Source organism: Zavarzinella formosa DSM 19928 (assembly GCF_000255705.1).
In the GTDB taxonomy this organism is placed as follows: domain Bacteria; phylum Planctomycetota; class Planctomycetia; order Gemmatales; family Gemmataceae; genus Zavarzinella; species Zavarzinella formosa.
This window is the reverse complement of record NZ_JH636444.1, coordinates 169186-184304: the sequence shown is the minus strand read 5'-3', so window position 1 is coordinate 184304 and position 15119 is coordinate 169186. Positions and strand designations below refer to the sequence as shown.

Genomic DNA, 15119 nt, shown 5'->3' with positions numbered 1-15119 from the left:
TGTGATGATGGGTGGGGGCCTGACCGACGGGAATGCATGAACCTGGTCAGGCCGGAAGGTGCAGCCATAAGTGTTGTACCGGGCGGCTCAGGGAACCCCCATCCTTCATCACACCGGCCGACCCTCTCTCGACCGAACCCGACCGACCTTCCTTCGTACCTTCTTTGTAAACCCATACCTCCACACGAGGCTATCCACCGTGGGACAGAAGATCGAGCGCGATTTACAACGCTTCCGCAAGATCGTTCGCGGGAAGGTGAAGAGCGATCTGCGCAAATACATCAGCCGCGGGGAGATGATCGGCAAAAAGGGGAACGACCTCGTCAGCATCCCCCTTCCCTCGATTGAGATTCCGCAATTCCGTTACGGAAGCAAAAACTCCGGTGGCGTGGGCGTCGGCGAAGGCCAGCCCGGCCAGCCTCTTTCCAATCCGGAAGGCGAAGGCGAACCCAAGGCCGGCGATCAACCCGGCGGCCACATCCTCGAAGTGGAACTGACGCTCGAAGAATTGGCCGAAATTCTCGGCGAAGAACTGGCCCTTCCCCGGATCGAACCGAGGGGCAAAGCCAATGTCGTCTCGGAAAAGGACAAATACACGAGCATTCGCCGGGTTGGCCCCGAGTCCCTGCGGCACTTTAAGCGGACCTACAAGAACGCCCTCAAGCGGCAGATTTCCTCGGGCACCTATGTCCCGGATGATCCCCGCGTCGTCCCGGTCCGCGAGGACAAACAGTATCGAAGCTGGAAGGTCACTCCCCAGCCAGAATCGGTCGCCTGCATCATCTACATGATGGATGTGTCCGGTTCCATGACGGATGAGCAGAAAGAGATCGTCCGCATCGAATCATTCTGGATCGACACATGGATCAAACGGCACTACAAGGGGATCGAGCGGGCGTACATCGTCCATGATGCCGTGGCCCGCGAGGTGGATGAACACACGTTTTACCACACCCGCGAAAGCGGCGGGACCAAAATCAGCTCGGCCTACGAACTGGCGAACAAGATCATTGACTCCCGGTATCCTCCCAATGATTGGAACGTGTATGCGTTCCACTTCTCGGACGGGGACAACTGGGGCGATGATGTGCCCAAGTGTCTGGAAATCCTGTCGAAGCAGTTGCTTCCAAAAGTGAATTTGTTCGGCTACGGGCAGGTGGAAAGCCCTTACGGCAGCGGCGAGTTCTTCGATCACATCGCCGAACTGGCGGCGGCCGAGGAAAAGATTGTGGTCAGCAAAGTCCCCGACCGGGACGCCATCTTGGGATCAATCAAGGAGTTCCTGAGCACGGGACGTTAATCATCGTCCAAAAAGGAACGGATTCATGAACACGTTTTACCACACCAACCTTCCCCCCCACCTTCGCATCCTCAAGGACGAGATTGAGGGGTATGCCCGTGAATACGGCCTCGATTTCTACGAGACGATCTTTGAGGTCGTCGATGCGGACGACCTGAACGAAATCGCCGCCTATGGGGGATTCCCCACACGGTATCCGCATTGGTCGTTCGGGATGTCCTACGAGGAACTCAAGAAAGGCTACGATTACGGCCTCTCCAAGATTTACGAGATGGTCATCAACAATGACCCGTGTTACGCCTACTTGATGCGGTGCAACCACACCGTCGATCAGAAACTCGTGATGGCCCACGTGTACGGCCACTGCGATTTCTTCAAGAACAATGCGTATTTTTCGCACACCAACCGCAAGATGATGGATGAGATCGCCAACCACGGCGCCAGAATCCGTGGATACGCGGAACGGTTCGGCGAAGACGAAGTCGAGGCGTTTCTCGACCGCTGCATGTCCGTGGACGACTTGATCGACATCCATTCCGTCGCCATCCGACGCCGTGGCGAACATTCCCGGTACGATTTCAATGAGCAATCAGGCGAGGAAGACCCGCACGCCAATCGCTTCAAGAGCAAAGACTACATGGAGGATTACATCAATCCTCCCGAGCGGATGAGGCAGGACGAGGAAACTGCCCGGCACAAACGGGATAGCAAGCCGGATCGCGGCTTCCCGGAGGAACCGGAAAAAGACGTTCTCCTCTTTATGATCGAACACGCCCCGCTCAAGCCCTGGCAGCGGGACATCCTTTCGATCATCCGAGACGAGGCGTACTACTTTTATCCGCAGGCGCAGACGAAGATTTTGAACGAGGGTTGGGCGAGTTTCTGGCACAGCACGATCATGACCCAAAAGGCCCTCGAACCGGCCGAGTTGATCGACTACGCCGACCATCATTCCGGCACAATGGCCACCAGCGGCAAACGACTGAACCCCTACAAGGTGGGCATCGAACTCCTGCGGGATGTGGAGGAACGCTGGAACCGGGGACAATTCGGCCCGGAATACGACGATTGCGATGATCTCGACACCCGCCGGGCTTGGAACAAGAAGCTGGGGATTGGTCGCGAAAAGATCTTTGAGGTTCGTCGTGTTCATAACGACATCACCTTCATCGACACCTTCCTGACGCCCGAGTTTTGTGTCCGACACAAGCTGTTCTCGTTCAATTACCAGAACCAGCAGGGACAGTTTGTGATCGAGTCCCGCGAGTTTCAGATGGTGAAACAACGTCTTTTGTTCAGCCTGACGAACTTTGGAAAACCGTTTATTTACGTGCTGAACGGCAACCACCGGAATCGTGGGGAGTTATTATTAAAGCATGGGCACAACGGGATCGACCTGAAGTTGAACCATGCGCGGGACACGCTTGTCCACCTTCAAAAGATGTGGAGCCGTCCCGTTCACTTGGAAACGATGATTGACGACAAGCCGACCCTCTTGAGCTTTGACGGAACCGACCACACCGCACAAACGATCGGAGAATCCGATGAAAACCGCCGAAACACTCCAGCGAAAACTCGCTGATGGAACAAATTTGAAAGCCAACAACGGCCGTGTCTCCTTCGAGGCCGGTCAATCCACGTGGACTCTGACCGCCGATTCCGAGAGCTTGGACGGCATCGGCGGGCGTTTCCGCAACCTGCGGCTTGACCGCACCGCCGGAACCCCGAACACCCCGCTCAACATCCGGGCGGCCACCATCGCCGGACGGTTGACGGGCATGTTGGAATCCATCCGTCTTGTCGAAGTCGACCAAGGCCGTCAGGTTGCCCAACTTCGCTCGTCCCAACCAACAGTGCGAGGCACGACCCGTCAGTATTACGAGCTTCTGATGGAAGGCGGGGACTCGATCACGTTGGAACGGTTTCAATCTGATGCCGGAACCAACAAACGGGAACAAATTCCCTTCACGCTGACCTACGACGCCCTTGACAAATTGCTTCACGACCTGACGGACGAATAACCTCGTCTTGCGGGATTCTTGCCGGCATGTCATACTCCCATCGCGCGCATGCCCCAAGGACGGGGAACCACGGGAAGGATCCCGATGTCTGTTGTCACTGCTCTGAATCGACGTCATCGCTCATCCACGGACCGGGAGGTTCTCACCCCCCTTGTCTCCGTGGTGATTGTCAATTTTTGCCAATGGGAAAACACCCTCGGCCTCGCCCGGCAACTGACCGAATCAATCTCACACACCACCGGGCTGGCGGAACTCATCATCATCGACAATGGATCGCCGGATTCCCCGGTGGTCGATGAACTGGCCGAACTGGGCGGTTGCCTGGTCCACCGTTTTCGCAACAATCTCGGCTTTGCCCGCGCCGTCAACGAGGCCGCGTTGCGAACAACAGGCGAATGGATTCTCCTGCTCAACCCGGACACCTCCCTGCCGACCGGATTCCTTGACAGTCTTTCGGGCTTGTGCCGAACCATTTCAGATGATTCCCCCCGCACCGGTGTCGTGGGGTTGGGCCTCCTCCACGCGGACGGCTCCCCGCAGGCTTCCAGCGGGCCGATCCCGACGTTTCACCGCACCTTGGGTGGATTGTTCCTGCCTCGACGCATTCGCAAATGTCGGCACCAAACCTCGGGCGGGGAACGAACCTCCGTGGATTGGGTGACCGGGTGCGGCATGTTGATCCGTCGTGATTGCTGGCAAAATCTCAACGGATTCGACCCGAGCTTTTTCCTCTATTACGAAGACGCGGATTTCTGCACACGAGCCCGCGAACACGGCTGGGAAGTGACGCACGAACCCTCGCTCACGTTGAAACACCTCCACCCGCTGCATACCCGGCCGGTGCCCGCCCCGCTTCGATTGATGACCCGGCACGCGCTGCTAAACTTTGCGTTCAAATATTGGAATCGTCGGCACGCGAAAACCCTTGCGGGAATCGTCTGGCTGGAAGCCGTTCTCCGGGGGATGCTCGCGGGATTGTCCGGCAAACCAACCAACGCGCACCGGGAAATCCGGCGGCTGGCCGCCGATTGGTGGCGGGACGATGTGTGCGCCGCCCTTGGCCGGGTGGAAGCGACGGCCGACACGCTTCAGGGAGTCTTCGCCAATGAATCCCCTCAAAGATGATTCTCTGCGATTGTCGGTGGTGATTCCCTCGCACTCACGACCTGATCTGCTCGAACTTTGCCTCAAGAGCCTTCAAGCCCACGCTCCGGCGGAGACCGAAATCATCGTCGTGGATGATGGTTCAACCGGGGAGATCATCTCCCGGACGGCCGCCCTGTTTGCCGGTGTGAAAATTCTCCGGCACCCCAAGCCTCTTGGCTTCTGCCAGGCCGCGAACCACGGAATCATGACCGCGACCGGGGAGGTCGTGGAACTTCTCAACGACGACACTCAAGTGACCGCTCATTGGGCCGAATCGGCCCTGCGACAATTTGCCAACCCACAAATTGGAAGCGTTGCCCCGCTTGTGTTGATCGGTCCCCGTAGCGACACCCCGCCGACCATCGACAGCGCCGGCGATGAATACGACTTGGGGGGATTCGCCCGCAAGCGGGGACATCGAGAATTGTTTGACGGCCGACATGCCGTGGTCTCGGAAGTCTTCGGGGCCAGCGGTTCCAGCGCGTTTTATCGCCGGGAACTGTTGCTACGAATCGGCGGATATCCGAGTCACTTCGGGGCCTATTTCGAGGATGTGGACTTGTCGTGGCGAATCTGCCACGCCGGATATCGCACGGTGTGCGAACCCGCCTCCGTCGTCTGGCATCAGGTGGGGTCGTCGCATCGCAAGCGTCGGCGGCTTTTTGAGCAGCAATCCCGAAATGAAGAGCGTGTGTTCTGGCGCAATGTGCCGAACTTGCGGCGATCATTGCCTCGTCATGCGGCCGTCTTGATGGGCAAATCTCTCCGAAGAATTCGGGAGGGAACATTCTGGCCGTTCGCATTCGGCCGACTGCGGGCGCTGGCTGAACTGCCGGCTCATTTCCGTCATCGCCGGGCGATCAAAATCGCGGGACACTGACGCGGAAACAGGCCCCCACCCCGCCCTCCGCGGCTTGAAGGGATAGGCGGCCGCCGATCAGGCTGGCCCAACGGGTCGCCAAGGCCAGTCCCAATCCCACGCCGCCTGCTTTATGATCGGTGTCCTCCCCCCGTCGGAAGGGCCGGAACACGCTTCGCCGATGCCGTTTGCCAACTCCCGGCCCCCGGTCTTCAACGTCAAAGTGAACAAACTTCTCGGCGAGTTCCGTTCTTAGGATGATCCGGGGATCGGAGGCATCTCGAGAATACTTCTGGGCATTGTCGATCAGATTCCCAATGATCTGCTCCAACAATTGAGCATCGGTTTTCAAGCAAGCATCCGAAGGAACGTGATTCACGATCACCAACTGTTTCCCGGCGGCGACACATCGCTCGGCCCAATTGCGTTCCATTTGGGCGACCAAGTCGGCCACGAACATTTCCCGGCGGCTCACCTGCGGCCGTGATTTTTCCAGTCTGGCAAAGTCCAGCACATTGACGATCAACCGATGCAACCGATCAGACTCGGCGTTCAGAGTGGTCAGATATTCAGCCTTCTGCTTTTCCTCCGTCACCATGCCGCTGGACAGCAAATCGAGATACAACCGCAAGGTGGTCATCGGGGTTCGCAGTTCATGAGTGACCGCCGAGACGAATCGGATGCGACGATCCGAGAGATCCAGCAGCAGCCATCCGCCAATGGCGATGGCCAGCAAGGCGATGATGGCCGCCCCCCAGGCGACTCCCAAACCCAAACGCAACGCAGACGGCCCGCCGGGCAGTTCGTCGTCGCCACCATCGGCCAAAAATTCCGGCAGATTCGGCTCAAATTCGACGGGCAGCGCGGTCATCGTCCGATCCGGGTGGACGGGTTCGCCCGCCGGAATGGCTTTGAAAGTGGCCTCCGGGAACAGGTCGGAGATTTCTTCAAGAATCAGCCCTTGAAGCGAGCTCCAATCAATCAAAATTCCTTGATAAACAGCCCGGCCGCTGACGGTGGCGCCACGAATCAAAATCAAGTGTTCCGGCTTGTCGGAGTTCGGCAACCAGACCGGGCGAAGTTGCCCGAGTTGCACTTCCACCGTTTGCAGCGAGATGCCTGTCTTCCCCGGAAATGTCTGGGTCAGCCCGCCATTGGCCCGGTTGTCATCAAAAATATAAGCCCATTGGCCCTCGCGTCTGGCCCGGTCAATCACAGACATCCGGTTTACATAATCCAATTGTTGCGGCGTGGCCGTGTTTCCAAAATAATTGGGGTTGTTGGTTATGTTCAGTCCGTTGTTGAAATTAAGGTTTTGTTGAATTGGGTTGGCTTCAGGATTTTTGTCGTTGTTTTTTTCATTGCCGCTGTTGCCGCCTCGGGAGATATTCCCGCGTGCCGGCCGGGTGGCTTGCAAGAGTTCATTCATTTCAGCCCATCGCTTGACATCACTCGGGGATTCCGTGGCCGTGACTCCAAGCTCCCGAAAACGTCCCAGAACTGTTTCGATGGGGTATCTTGTCTTCAGGGTCTCCAACAGGCGAGCGCGTTCGTCCGTGACGTTGTTGAGCGCCAGTTCAATGGGCTGCTTTCGCAACAGTTGCTGAAGGTCGGCGGGAACCACCTGCGGGGACACCCAACCGTTGCCCGAATCGATTTGAAAATGGAGGCTCATCCACTCGGGGAGTTCGGCGGTCAGCAGCGGCGAAGGCAAATACACCGAGCCGGGCACGCAAGCCACGCCTTTCGAAGTGAGGGCGGGGAACGGCGAATGCAGGGCAATGTAATGGGGATAAGGCCGCGATTCCTCGCGGGCAAGAGCCGGGGCCAGCCGGGCATCCAGTCGCCACAGGGCCTGACGCATCAGGTCGGCCCGTTCCTTGCTGGCTTGGAAATGCGCCTCGTTTCGACGGGCGGTGAGTTGATCGTCCCGGTGGGTCCGCTCGGCTCGAACGGCCGCCAATGTGGCCCAAGTCAATCCGCCAAGGATCAACAGAGAGATGACCCCGAAGGACAGGAAGGCCCGGAACTTGCCGCGATGCCACATATGCTGCCGACTTCCGGAAGGAAAATCACCCGGCTTGGGTGAGAACGAGCAACGCGGGTCCGGCCATGTAGCCGCGGGCTCTGACGGTGAGAATCGCCTCCTGCTCGTTCGAGCCGGCGACATCCTTGAGTTTGGCCCTCAGCCGGGCAACGTGCATGTCCACCGTGCGGGTTTCCAATCCTTCGGAAGTAATGCCCCAGACCCGTTCGAGCAGTTCCTCACGGGTCACGGCCCGTTCCCGGTGTGACATCAAATAGTGTAGCAGACTGGTTTCCGTCTCGGAGAGTTCGGCCCGGTGATTGGCTCCCCAACGAACTTCCCGCCTTGGGATGTCGATGGTTCCAAGACCAAATTGAATCGTCGTGATTTGCACGGGCAACGGCCCGGATCGCCGCAGAACCGCCTCGACGCGGGCGATGAGTTCACGGGCTGAAAAAGGTTTCACCACGTAATCGTCGGCCCCAAGTTGCAATCCCCGGACACGGTCTTCTTCGGATCCGCGGGCCGTCAGCATGATCACCGGCCGTAGCGGATGGGCTTTGCGGAGATCGGCCAGCACTTGAAGACCGTCCTTGCGAGGCAGCATCACATCCAGCAAAACCAAATCAACATGAGGCTGGGAAGCGGCGATGGACCCGGCGGCCCCGTCGGCCGCCTCGGAGACATCATACCCGCTGAGGCGAAGGGCGTCAGACACGCCCCGGCGAATGGCGGGTTCATCTTCCACAACGACGACACGACCCTTGTGCATGACATCCCCTCATCGCCCCAACATCCGACGCGACGCATGTGAAAGTGAGACGAGACAGACACCCGGTTCGCGTGAATTTTGGTTCAAAATCGGCTGACTCCACGATTTTAACGACTATTGCCGTCCGTGGTGTAACGTTCAAGTAACGCCCGAGAGGGCCTTTTCGTTGCAATGTTTTTGCCGGAAAATGCCCAAACTTATTGACAGCACGTCTTCACACTCGGATTGTGTCATGCCGCAAACCTTCGATGTTGTGTTCCGGGGCGGGGGAATCAAAGGTGTCGGCTTTGTGGGAGCTTTGGCCACTCTCACGGAGGCGAAGCATTTAACCCGGCGATTGATTGGCACGTCAGCCGGGGCCATCTTCGCCACCGCCTGGGCCGCCGGGTATTCGCCCAAGGAAATGCAAGAGCGGATCTCTGCTCGCGCAGATGGCAAACTCATTTTCGCCTCATTTCTGGAAGCCGCTTATCGTCCGGCGGAAATCCCGGAAATCCTTTGGAAACCGCTCACCACGACGGCCGACAACACGCTTCGGCGAATCTCCAAACTGGTCCCCGGCGTGAACGCCGAAAATGGGACGACTTGGGGCGGTAAGTCACTGAGTCTGGTCCTCGGCGGGGCGGTTTGCGACGACACGGCCTTCCGAACTTGGATGAGCGACATGCTGGCCGAAAAGAAATTCGACCCAACGATCACCCTCGCGGATTTTCATCGGGCGATCAACAAAGTCCGGCCGCAACAACTGAGCCTGATCGCCGCCGACATCACCGATCAACGGGTGCTGCTCCTCAACGAGCGGACCTCGCCGAAACTTCCGCTGATCGAAGCTATTCGCATGTCGATGGGCATTCCTTTCGTCTGGAAGGAAGTTAAATGGAAAACTTCCTGGGGCGCTTACCTGGAACAAGACATCGCCGGTCATCAGGTGGTGGATGGCGGTTTGCTCTCCAATTTCCCGATTCGATATTTGCTGGAACCCAAGCACTCGGCCAAGGATGGCGAACTCGGCCCTTTGGAGGGGGAGAATGTCAAGCCGGTTGGATTCATGCTTGATGGCCGCAAGAAAATGCCCGATCTTCCCGACCTCACGGAATCGACCTTCTTGGTGGAACACATGCCGGTCGTCCGTCTGGCCTCCCAACTGCTTGACACGCTCATGGACACTTGGGACCGCGAGGCCCTGCGACAATACGCCCCGGCCGACAAGGAAAAGAAACTCGTCTGCCGCATCGGCACACAGGGGATTGGTTATCTGGACTTCGACCCGCCGCAGGAACATTTGAACGCCTTGGTCAATTCTGGCCGATGCGCCATGAGGGAGTTCTTGGATTTCCAAGCAAAGAACCCGTAAAACATCGGCAAACCATGAAAGAAGGGGCCGAAAGTCATGCCGGTGTCCACGCCGACGCTTCTGGATCGTTTTTGCCGATATGTTCGGATTCACACGGAAGCCGCCGAGGGATCGACGACTTACCCGAGTTCCCCCGGCCAGTGGGATCTTGGCAAATTGCTGCTTGGCGAGTTGAAGGAATTCGGGTTGAAAGACGCGACGCTCGACGAGTTCGGCATCGTGACCGCCACCCTGCCCTCCACCGTCCAACATGCCACGCCGGTGATCGCCTGGTTTGCCCACATGGACACGTCCCCGGAAACCTCCGGCAAGAACGTGAAGCCGGTGCTTCACCCGAATTACGACGGCAAGGACATCGTTCTCCCGGCCGATCCGAACCGGGTCATCAAAGTGAGCGAGTCGCCGGAACTGGCCAATTGTGTCGGCAAAACTGTCATCACCACGGACGGCACGACCCTCCTTGGAGCCGACAACAAAGCCGGGGTGGCCGTCATTATGGAGACGGTGCAGCATCTTCTCAAGAACCCGTCGATCCCGCACGGCCCCGTGAAAATCTGTTTCACTTGCGACGAAGAAATCGGCCACGGGGTCGATCATGTCGATGTGAAAAAACTCGGGGCCGTCGTCGGGTACACGCTGGACGGAGCGGCCCATTCGGAGATCGAAGGGGAGACATTTTCCGGGGACAAGGCAACCGTCGTCATTCGCGGCAAGAATATCCACCCCTCCATCGCCAAAGGCCGGATGACAAACGCGATTCGCCTTGCGGGTTTGTTTATCGAACGGTTGCCGCGAACATCACTCACGCCGGAAACCTCCGAGGGCCGGCAGGGATTTTTGCACCCCTACCGCATCGACGGAGCGGTGGCCGAGGTAACCATCACTTACCTGGTGCGTGATTTCATCACTGCCAAACTCACTGAATACGCCGATGTGTTGCGTTCGGTCGCCAAGACGATCACCGCCGAATACGCGGACGCCAAGATCGAGGTCCGCATCAACGAACAATATCGGAACATGGCCGACGGCATGCAGAACGAACCACGGGCGATGAAACTGGCCGTGGAAGCCACCAAGCGAGCCGGCCTGAATCCGAAGGTGGGCATCATCCGCGGCGGCACGGACGGCAGCATGTTGACCGCCAAGGGATTGCCGACACCGAATCTCTCCACCGGAGAGCATAATCCCCATTCCCCGCTGGAGTGGACGTGTTTGGAGGAAATGGAATCGGCCGTGAAAGTACTGGTCGAACTTGCCCAACTTTGGGGTCAGGAAAAGGCTTGAACCAGCCTCAGATCATTCGCGTGACGGAAGATCGCTCCGTGGAAGCGGAGTTGTCGCCGGAAGCCGTCACAGAGTTGATCGGCTTACCCAACTCCTTATTTGAATTCCGGCCAATGATCACTCCGGGGAAATTTCGGATTATCGCCGGTGGCCGGATCGGCGTTTGGGAAAGTCCATCGCTGAAAGTGCTCGTCGAGCCGAAAATCCGTGACGTGAATCTGCTGGCGATGATTGATCCCGACTCGCCGATTCATTCCCACGGAGCGGAGCCGGAACACAGACCCGAAGAATCATTTTTGGGATTGCTGGCGGTTCGCCTGGGCCGTCTGATGGTCGCCCATGCACGACGCGGATTGCGGCAAGGTTACTCGGCCATCAGCGAAGAATCAGCATTTTTACGGGGAAAGCTGGATATTCCCGCCCAACTGCGAGAGCATCACCCGGCAGCCAGCGCCTTTCACATCGAACATGATTGCCTCACTCGCGACATCTTGGTCAATCAGATTCCCAAGGCCCTTGCGGCACAAATTGCGGATCGGTTTTCCGCGAGCACTGAAGCGGGTGGTTGTCTGTCGGATGCAATCACTTCATACGCTGGTGTCTCCGCCGAGGGACTTGATTTACGAAGAGCCTTCGACGAATTGGATCGGGCTTCGCCAGATGCTTCTGAAAAGGAGCTTATTGACCTTGCCCGTCTGATTTGGGAAGGGTTCGATCCGCGAGAAACCTCCGACAAGCACCACACTTCGCTGCAAATGCTGGATCTCCATTTGGTATTTGAACGTTACGTCGCCGACGGCTTGATGCGGAGCCTGCGTGAATTCGATGTCCAATCGCAACGATCTATTGTGATCGCTGAAGCGTCGCACCGACCGGCGGAATTGACCGCACGTCCGGACGTGTTAATCACCAACGCCGGACAACCGTGGCTGGTTCTCGACACCAAGTGGAAGACATTCGTCGGCGCCCCGGCGGCAGATGACCTTCAGCAAATCATCGCCTATCTGCATGTGACCAAAAGCCCGTTTGGCATGCTGGTCTATCCGGGAACACGTCATGATTTCAACGAGTTTGCGATCAACGGAGGCGGGGTGTTGATCCTCCAACAAATCCAAGTTACAGGAACCTGCGGCGAATGCCGCGATTCATTGAACAGACTGGCTCACGAGATTCACCGTCGAATAAAAACTGATTCTCCACCCGGTCGGGAATGAGGCGTCGGGACTTGGCTTGAATGTACCCGTTACAAGCCGGACACCCCAAGGAATCCGGCTCGTTTCGGGGTGGCAACAGCGTGCGATCATGTTCCCTTAAAGAACAACACTCCCAACGGCGGGATGGTCAGCGTCAGTGAATACGGCCGGCCGTGCCACGGTTCGGCCTCGGCGAGAACGCCACCGGCGTTGCCGATACCGCTGCCCCAATAAACGGTGGCATCGCTGTTGAGAAGTTCTCGCCAGAAATCGCCGTGCGGCACGCCGACGCGATAGTTCTCGCGAGGAACCGGGGTGAAATTGCAAATCACCAAGATGAACCGGCCATCGTCGCCGATTCGCAGGAAACTGAGCGTCGATGACGGGGCATCATCGCAATCAACCCACTCGAATCCGCCCGCCCGGCAATCGCCGTTATGCAAGGCCGGCTCGGCCCGGTAGGTGGTGTTGAGGTCGGTGATCCATCGTTCCATGCCCGCGTGCGGCGGGAACTGGCGCTGATGCCAGTCAAGGGACGTGTCGTGCTGCCATTCCCGCCACTGGCCCCACTCGCAACCTTGGAAGAGCAGTTTTTTGCCGGGCTGGCCGAACATGTAACCGTAGAGGAGCCGCAGGTTGGCAAATTTCTGCCAGTCGTCTCCCGGCATCTTTTCAACCATCGAGCCTTTGCCGTGGACGACTTCGTCATGTGACAACGGCAACACGAAGTTCTCGCTGAACGCATACACCATTCGGAACGTCAGTTCCCCGTGATGATGGCCCCGGTAGATCGGGTCGCGGGCCATGTATTTCAGGGTGTCGTGCATCCACCCCATGTCCCACTTCATCCCGAAACCCAATCCCCCGACATCCGTGGGACGGGATACTGACGACCAGGCGGTGGATTCTTCCGCGATGGTCTGCACATCCGGGAATTCCCGGTAGACGGTCTCGTTGAACCGCCGGATGAAATCGACGGCCTCCAGGTTCTCGTTCCCGCCGTAAATGTTCGGAATCCACTCGCCTGCTTTGCGGGAATAGTCGAGGTACAACATGCTGGCGACGGCATCGACCCGCAGGCCGTCAATGTGATATTTTTCCAACCAGAACAGCGCGCTCGACAGGAGGAACGACCGGACTTCATGGCGACCATAATTGAAGATGGCGCTTCCCCAATCAGGGTGGAAGCCCTGCCGGGGGTCGGCATGTTCAAAAAGGTGGGTGCCGTCGAAATACATCAACCCGTGTTCGTCGGACGGGAAGTGCGAGGGAACCCAGTCGAGGATCACGCCGATGCCCCGCTGATGCAGGTAATCGACGAAATACATCAAATCTTGCGGCGTTCCATAGCGACTGGTCGGGGAAAAGAACCCGGTGGATTGATAGCCCCAAGAGCCATAGAAGGGATGCTCGGTGATCGGCATCAGCTCCACATGGGTGAAGCCGGTGAGCCTCATGTGATCGGCGAGTTTGTGGGCCAATTCCCGATAGGTGAGAAAATTCCCGTCTAGATCCCGCATCCAAGAGCCGAGATGCACTTCGTAAATCGAGATCGGATGGCGGATTCCGTTGAAGCGATAGCGATTCGCCATCCACTCCCCGTCTTCCCATTGATACTCGCCAAGATTGGCCACCACCGAGGCGGTTTTGGGTGGTTCCTCGCTGTAAAAAGCGAAAGGGTCGGCTTTGTCCACCCGGTAGCCACCGGGACAAAGAAGATGGTACTTGTAGACCGTGCCCGGCAAAATTCCGGGCACAAAGGCCATCCAAATCCCTGAACTACCTTGGGCGGCAAGCGGGGTGACTGACTTGTCCCATCCGTTGAAATCACCGAAGACCGTCACTTGCTCGGCAGCCGGCGCCCAAACCGCGAACTGTGTTCCGAGAACGCCGTCCCGTGAGCAGTAATGGGCGCCGAGTTTGTCGAAGAGCCGATAGTGGGAACCCTCGTTGAAGAGGTAGGCATCCTGCTCGCCCAACCGGGCTTTGTCTTCCAAAAGGGATTGGGAAAGGGCATTCTTCATGGGGGTATCACCAAGGCAGACAAGCACTTCCGTTCGACCTGATTATAGAATCAGACCGAACGGAATCACCCGCCCCGACGACATCTTCGGCGGGAATTATCGAATTCCCGTCGTTCCAACCGCAATCTCCGCTGATTGTCGCGGTTACTTTTTTTCCAATACCGGCTCGAATGTGATGAGCACCGGGGTTTTCAGAGGCGGAATTTTCGGTGTGTTGATCTCGTAAATCAGATCAAGGGCTTCCTTGGGGCTTTTCACCGGCAGATCCATCATCGAGTCCGGGAAATTCGCGAGACTGATGATCTCCCCGTTGTTGGCCATGTAGTATGGCGGGGCATTCGCCCGTTCGGGATCTCTGAAGAACTTGCTCCCGGCAAATACCCAGTCATGAGGCATATCCTTCCCCGTCTTTTTATCCTTGATCCATTCTTGGGCGGTCCCCGTCTTCACCTTGCCTTTTTCACAATAGGTCAGGGTCACTTTGATTTTTGTCCCGGTGGCCCCCTCATACTTCGGCACAAATTTCACCGGTGTTCCGGGTTGGGCCCCGGCGGCGATCAAGGCAAAGTGAATCTCTCGGGCGTCGGCGTCCACATGCAGAATCGATTCGTGTTCCTTGGTGTTCAACTTGCACAACAGCACTTCCAACGGACCTTCCCGCAAACAGATCTCGGCCATCAGATGAACCCGGCGCACATCGCCCGCTTTTTCAAAGAACAGGTTTTTCGCCTTGTTCAGCGGTTTGAATGACTCAGGAATCGGGGGGGCCTGCTCCGGCGGGTCTTCTTTCTTCTCCTCTTCCGTGGACGCCGGCTTTTCCACGGTGATTTGTTTCTGTTCGGGAACCTCTTCCGCGGACGCTTTGGGCGTCTCAGAAGGAGTCTGTCCGGCCACTTTCGCGGACTCGCCCTCCCGTTCGGTTGAACGGCGGGCCGTTGTGCGTTCGGCAACAGGTGAGGAAGAAGGTTTCCGTTGCGTGTCGAGTTTCTCGACCGGTTCGCAGCCGATCAGTCCCAGACAGATTCCCAGTATCGCGTATCGCATGAGGGGATAAGCCTTTTGGAGTTGTCTATGTCAAGTTTAACAAAAGCAATCCCGGCGCCGAACGAAAATAGGGGCCTTTTCACGGGTTCCGATCAC

12 protein-coding genes and 1 other RNA gene are annotated in these 15119 nt (G+C 57.6%); 9 read left to right on the top strand and 4 right to left on the bottom strand.

Features of this window, described 5'->3' with window-relative positions:
* Positions 1 to 10 precede the first annotated feature (10 nt).
* The 6 genes from ffs (at position 11) to BGIM_RS0129595 (ending at position 5347) form a co-directional block, all read left to right on the top strand.
* An RNA gene (gene ffs, locus BGIM_RS59945) (signal recognition particle sRNA small type) lies at positions 11 to 106 on the top strand.
* Between the two features lie 93 nt (positions 107 to 199).
* The gene (locus tag BGIM_RS0129615) at positions 200 to 1300 is read left to right on the top strand and encodes a DUF444 family protein (RefSeq protein WP_020473310.1); all 1101 of its coding nucleotides are present in this window, start codon (positions 200 to 202) and stop codon (positions 1298 to 1300) included.
* A 25-nt stretch (positions 1301 to 1325) separates the two neighbouring features.
* Entirely contained in the window at positions 1326 to 2882 is a 1557-nt protein-coding gene (locus tag BGIM_RS0129610) for a SpoVR family protein (RefSeq protein ID WP_020473309.1), read from the top strand.
* Positions 2845 to 3321: a hypothetical protein gene (locus BGIM_RS0129605; protein ID WP_020473308.1), complete on the top strand. Its 477-nt coding sequence runs from the start codon at positions 2845 to 2847 to the stop codon at positions 3319 to 3321. The genes BGIM_RS0129610 and BGIM_RS0129605 overlap by 38 nt, the downstream gene beginning before the upstream one ends.
* 84 nt (positions 3322 to 3405) lie before the next feature.
* A complete protein-coding gene (locus BGIM_RS0129600) occupies positions 3406 to 4446 on the top strand; it encodes a glycosyltransferase family 2 protein (protein ID WP_020473307.1) in 1041 nt (346 codons plus the stop codon).
* The gene (locus tag BGIM_RS0129595; RefSeq protein WP_020473306.1) at positions 4427 to 5347 is read left to right on the top strand and encodes a glycosyltransferase family 2 protein; all 921 of its coding nucleotides are present in this window, start codon (positions 4427 to 4429) and stop codon (positions 5345 to 5347) included. The genes BGIM_RS0129600 and BGIM_RS0129595 overlap by 20 nt, the downstream gene beginning before the upstream one ends.
* Here the strand turns inward: BGIM_RS0129595 and BGIM_RS0129590 are convergent.
* The gene (locus BGIM_RS0129590) at positions 5328 to 7373 is read right to left on the bottom strand and encodes a sensor histidine kinase (protein ID WP_020473305.1); all 2046 of its coding nucleotides are present in this window, start codon (positions 7371 to 7373) and stop codon (positions 5328 to 5330) included. The genes BGIM_RS0129595 and BGIM_RS0129590 overlap by 20 nt on opposite strands.
* Before the next feature lie 25 nt (positions 7374 to 7398).
* Positions 7399 to 8124 carry a response regulator transcription factor gene (locus tag BGIM_RS0129585; RefSeq protein WP_020473304.1) on the bottom strand — a complete coding sequence of 242 codons (726 nt, stop codon included), beginning with the start codon at positions 8122 to 8124 and terminating at the stop codon, positions 7399 to 7401.
* Between the two features lie 232 nt (positions 8125 to 8356).
* Here BGIM_RS0129585 and BGIM_RS0129580 point away from each other — a divergent pair, with 232 nt between their 5' ends.
* The 3 genes from BGIM_RS0129580 to BGIM_RS0129570 are packed head-to-tail and all read left to right on the top strand — an operon-like array spanning position 8357 to position 11976.
* Positions 8357 to 9478, top strand: a complete 1122-nt coding sequence (locus tag BGIM_RS0129580; protein WP_029630822.1) for a patatin-like phospholipase family protein — start codon at positions 8357 to 8359, stop codon at positions 9476 to 9478.
* A gap of 36 nt (positions 9479 to 9514) precedes the next feature.
* On the top strand, positions 9515 to 10762 hold the full coding sequence (gene pepT / locus BGIM_RS0129575) for a peptidase T (protein WP_020473302.1): 1248 nt from the start codon (positions 9515 to 9517) through the stop codon (positions 10760 to 10762).
* Positions 10759 to 11976, top strand: a complete 1218-nt coding sequence (locus BGIM_RS0129570) for an McrC family protein (RefSeq protein WP_020473301.1) — start codon at positions 10759 to 10761, stop codon at positions 11974 to 11976. Before pepT ends, BGIM_RS0129570 begins: the two co-directional genes overlap by 4 nt.
* Positions 11977 to 12062: 86 nt before the next feature.
* Here BGIM_RS0129570 and glgB read toward each other — a convergent pair whose 3' ends face one another.
* Positions 12063 to 13979, bottom strand: a complete 1917-nt coding sequence (gene glgB / locus BGIM_RS0129565) for a 1,4-alpha-glucan branching protein GlgB (protein ID WP_020473300.1) — start codon at positions 13977 to 13979, stop codon at positions 12063 to 12065.
* Positions 13980 to 14123: 144 nt separating this feature from the next.
* Positions 14124 to 15023 carry a YdjY domain-containing protein gene (locus tag BGIM_RS53045; RefSeq protein WP_020473299.1) on the bottom strand — a complete coding sequence of 300 codons (900 nt, stop codon included), beginning with the start codon at positions 15021 to 15023 and terminating at the stop codon, positions 14124 to 14126.
* Positions 15024 to 15119: the final 96 nt, after the last annotated feature.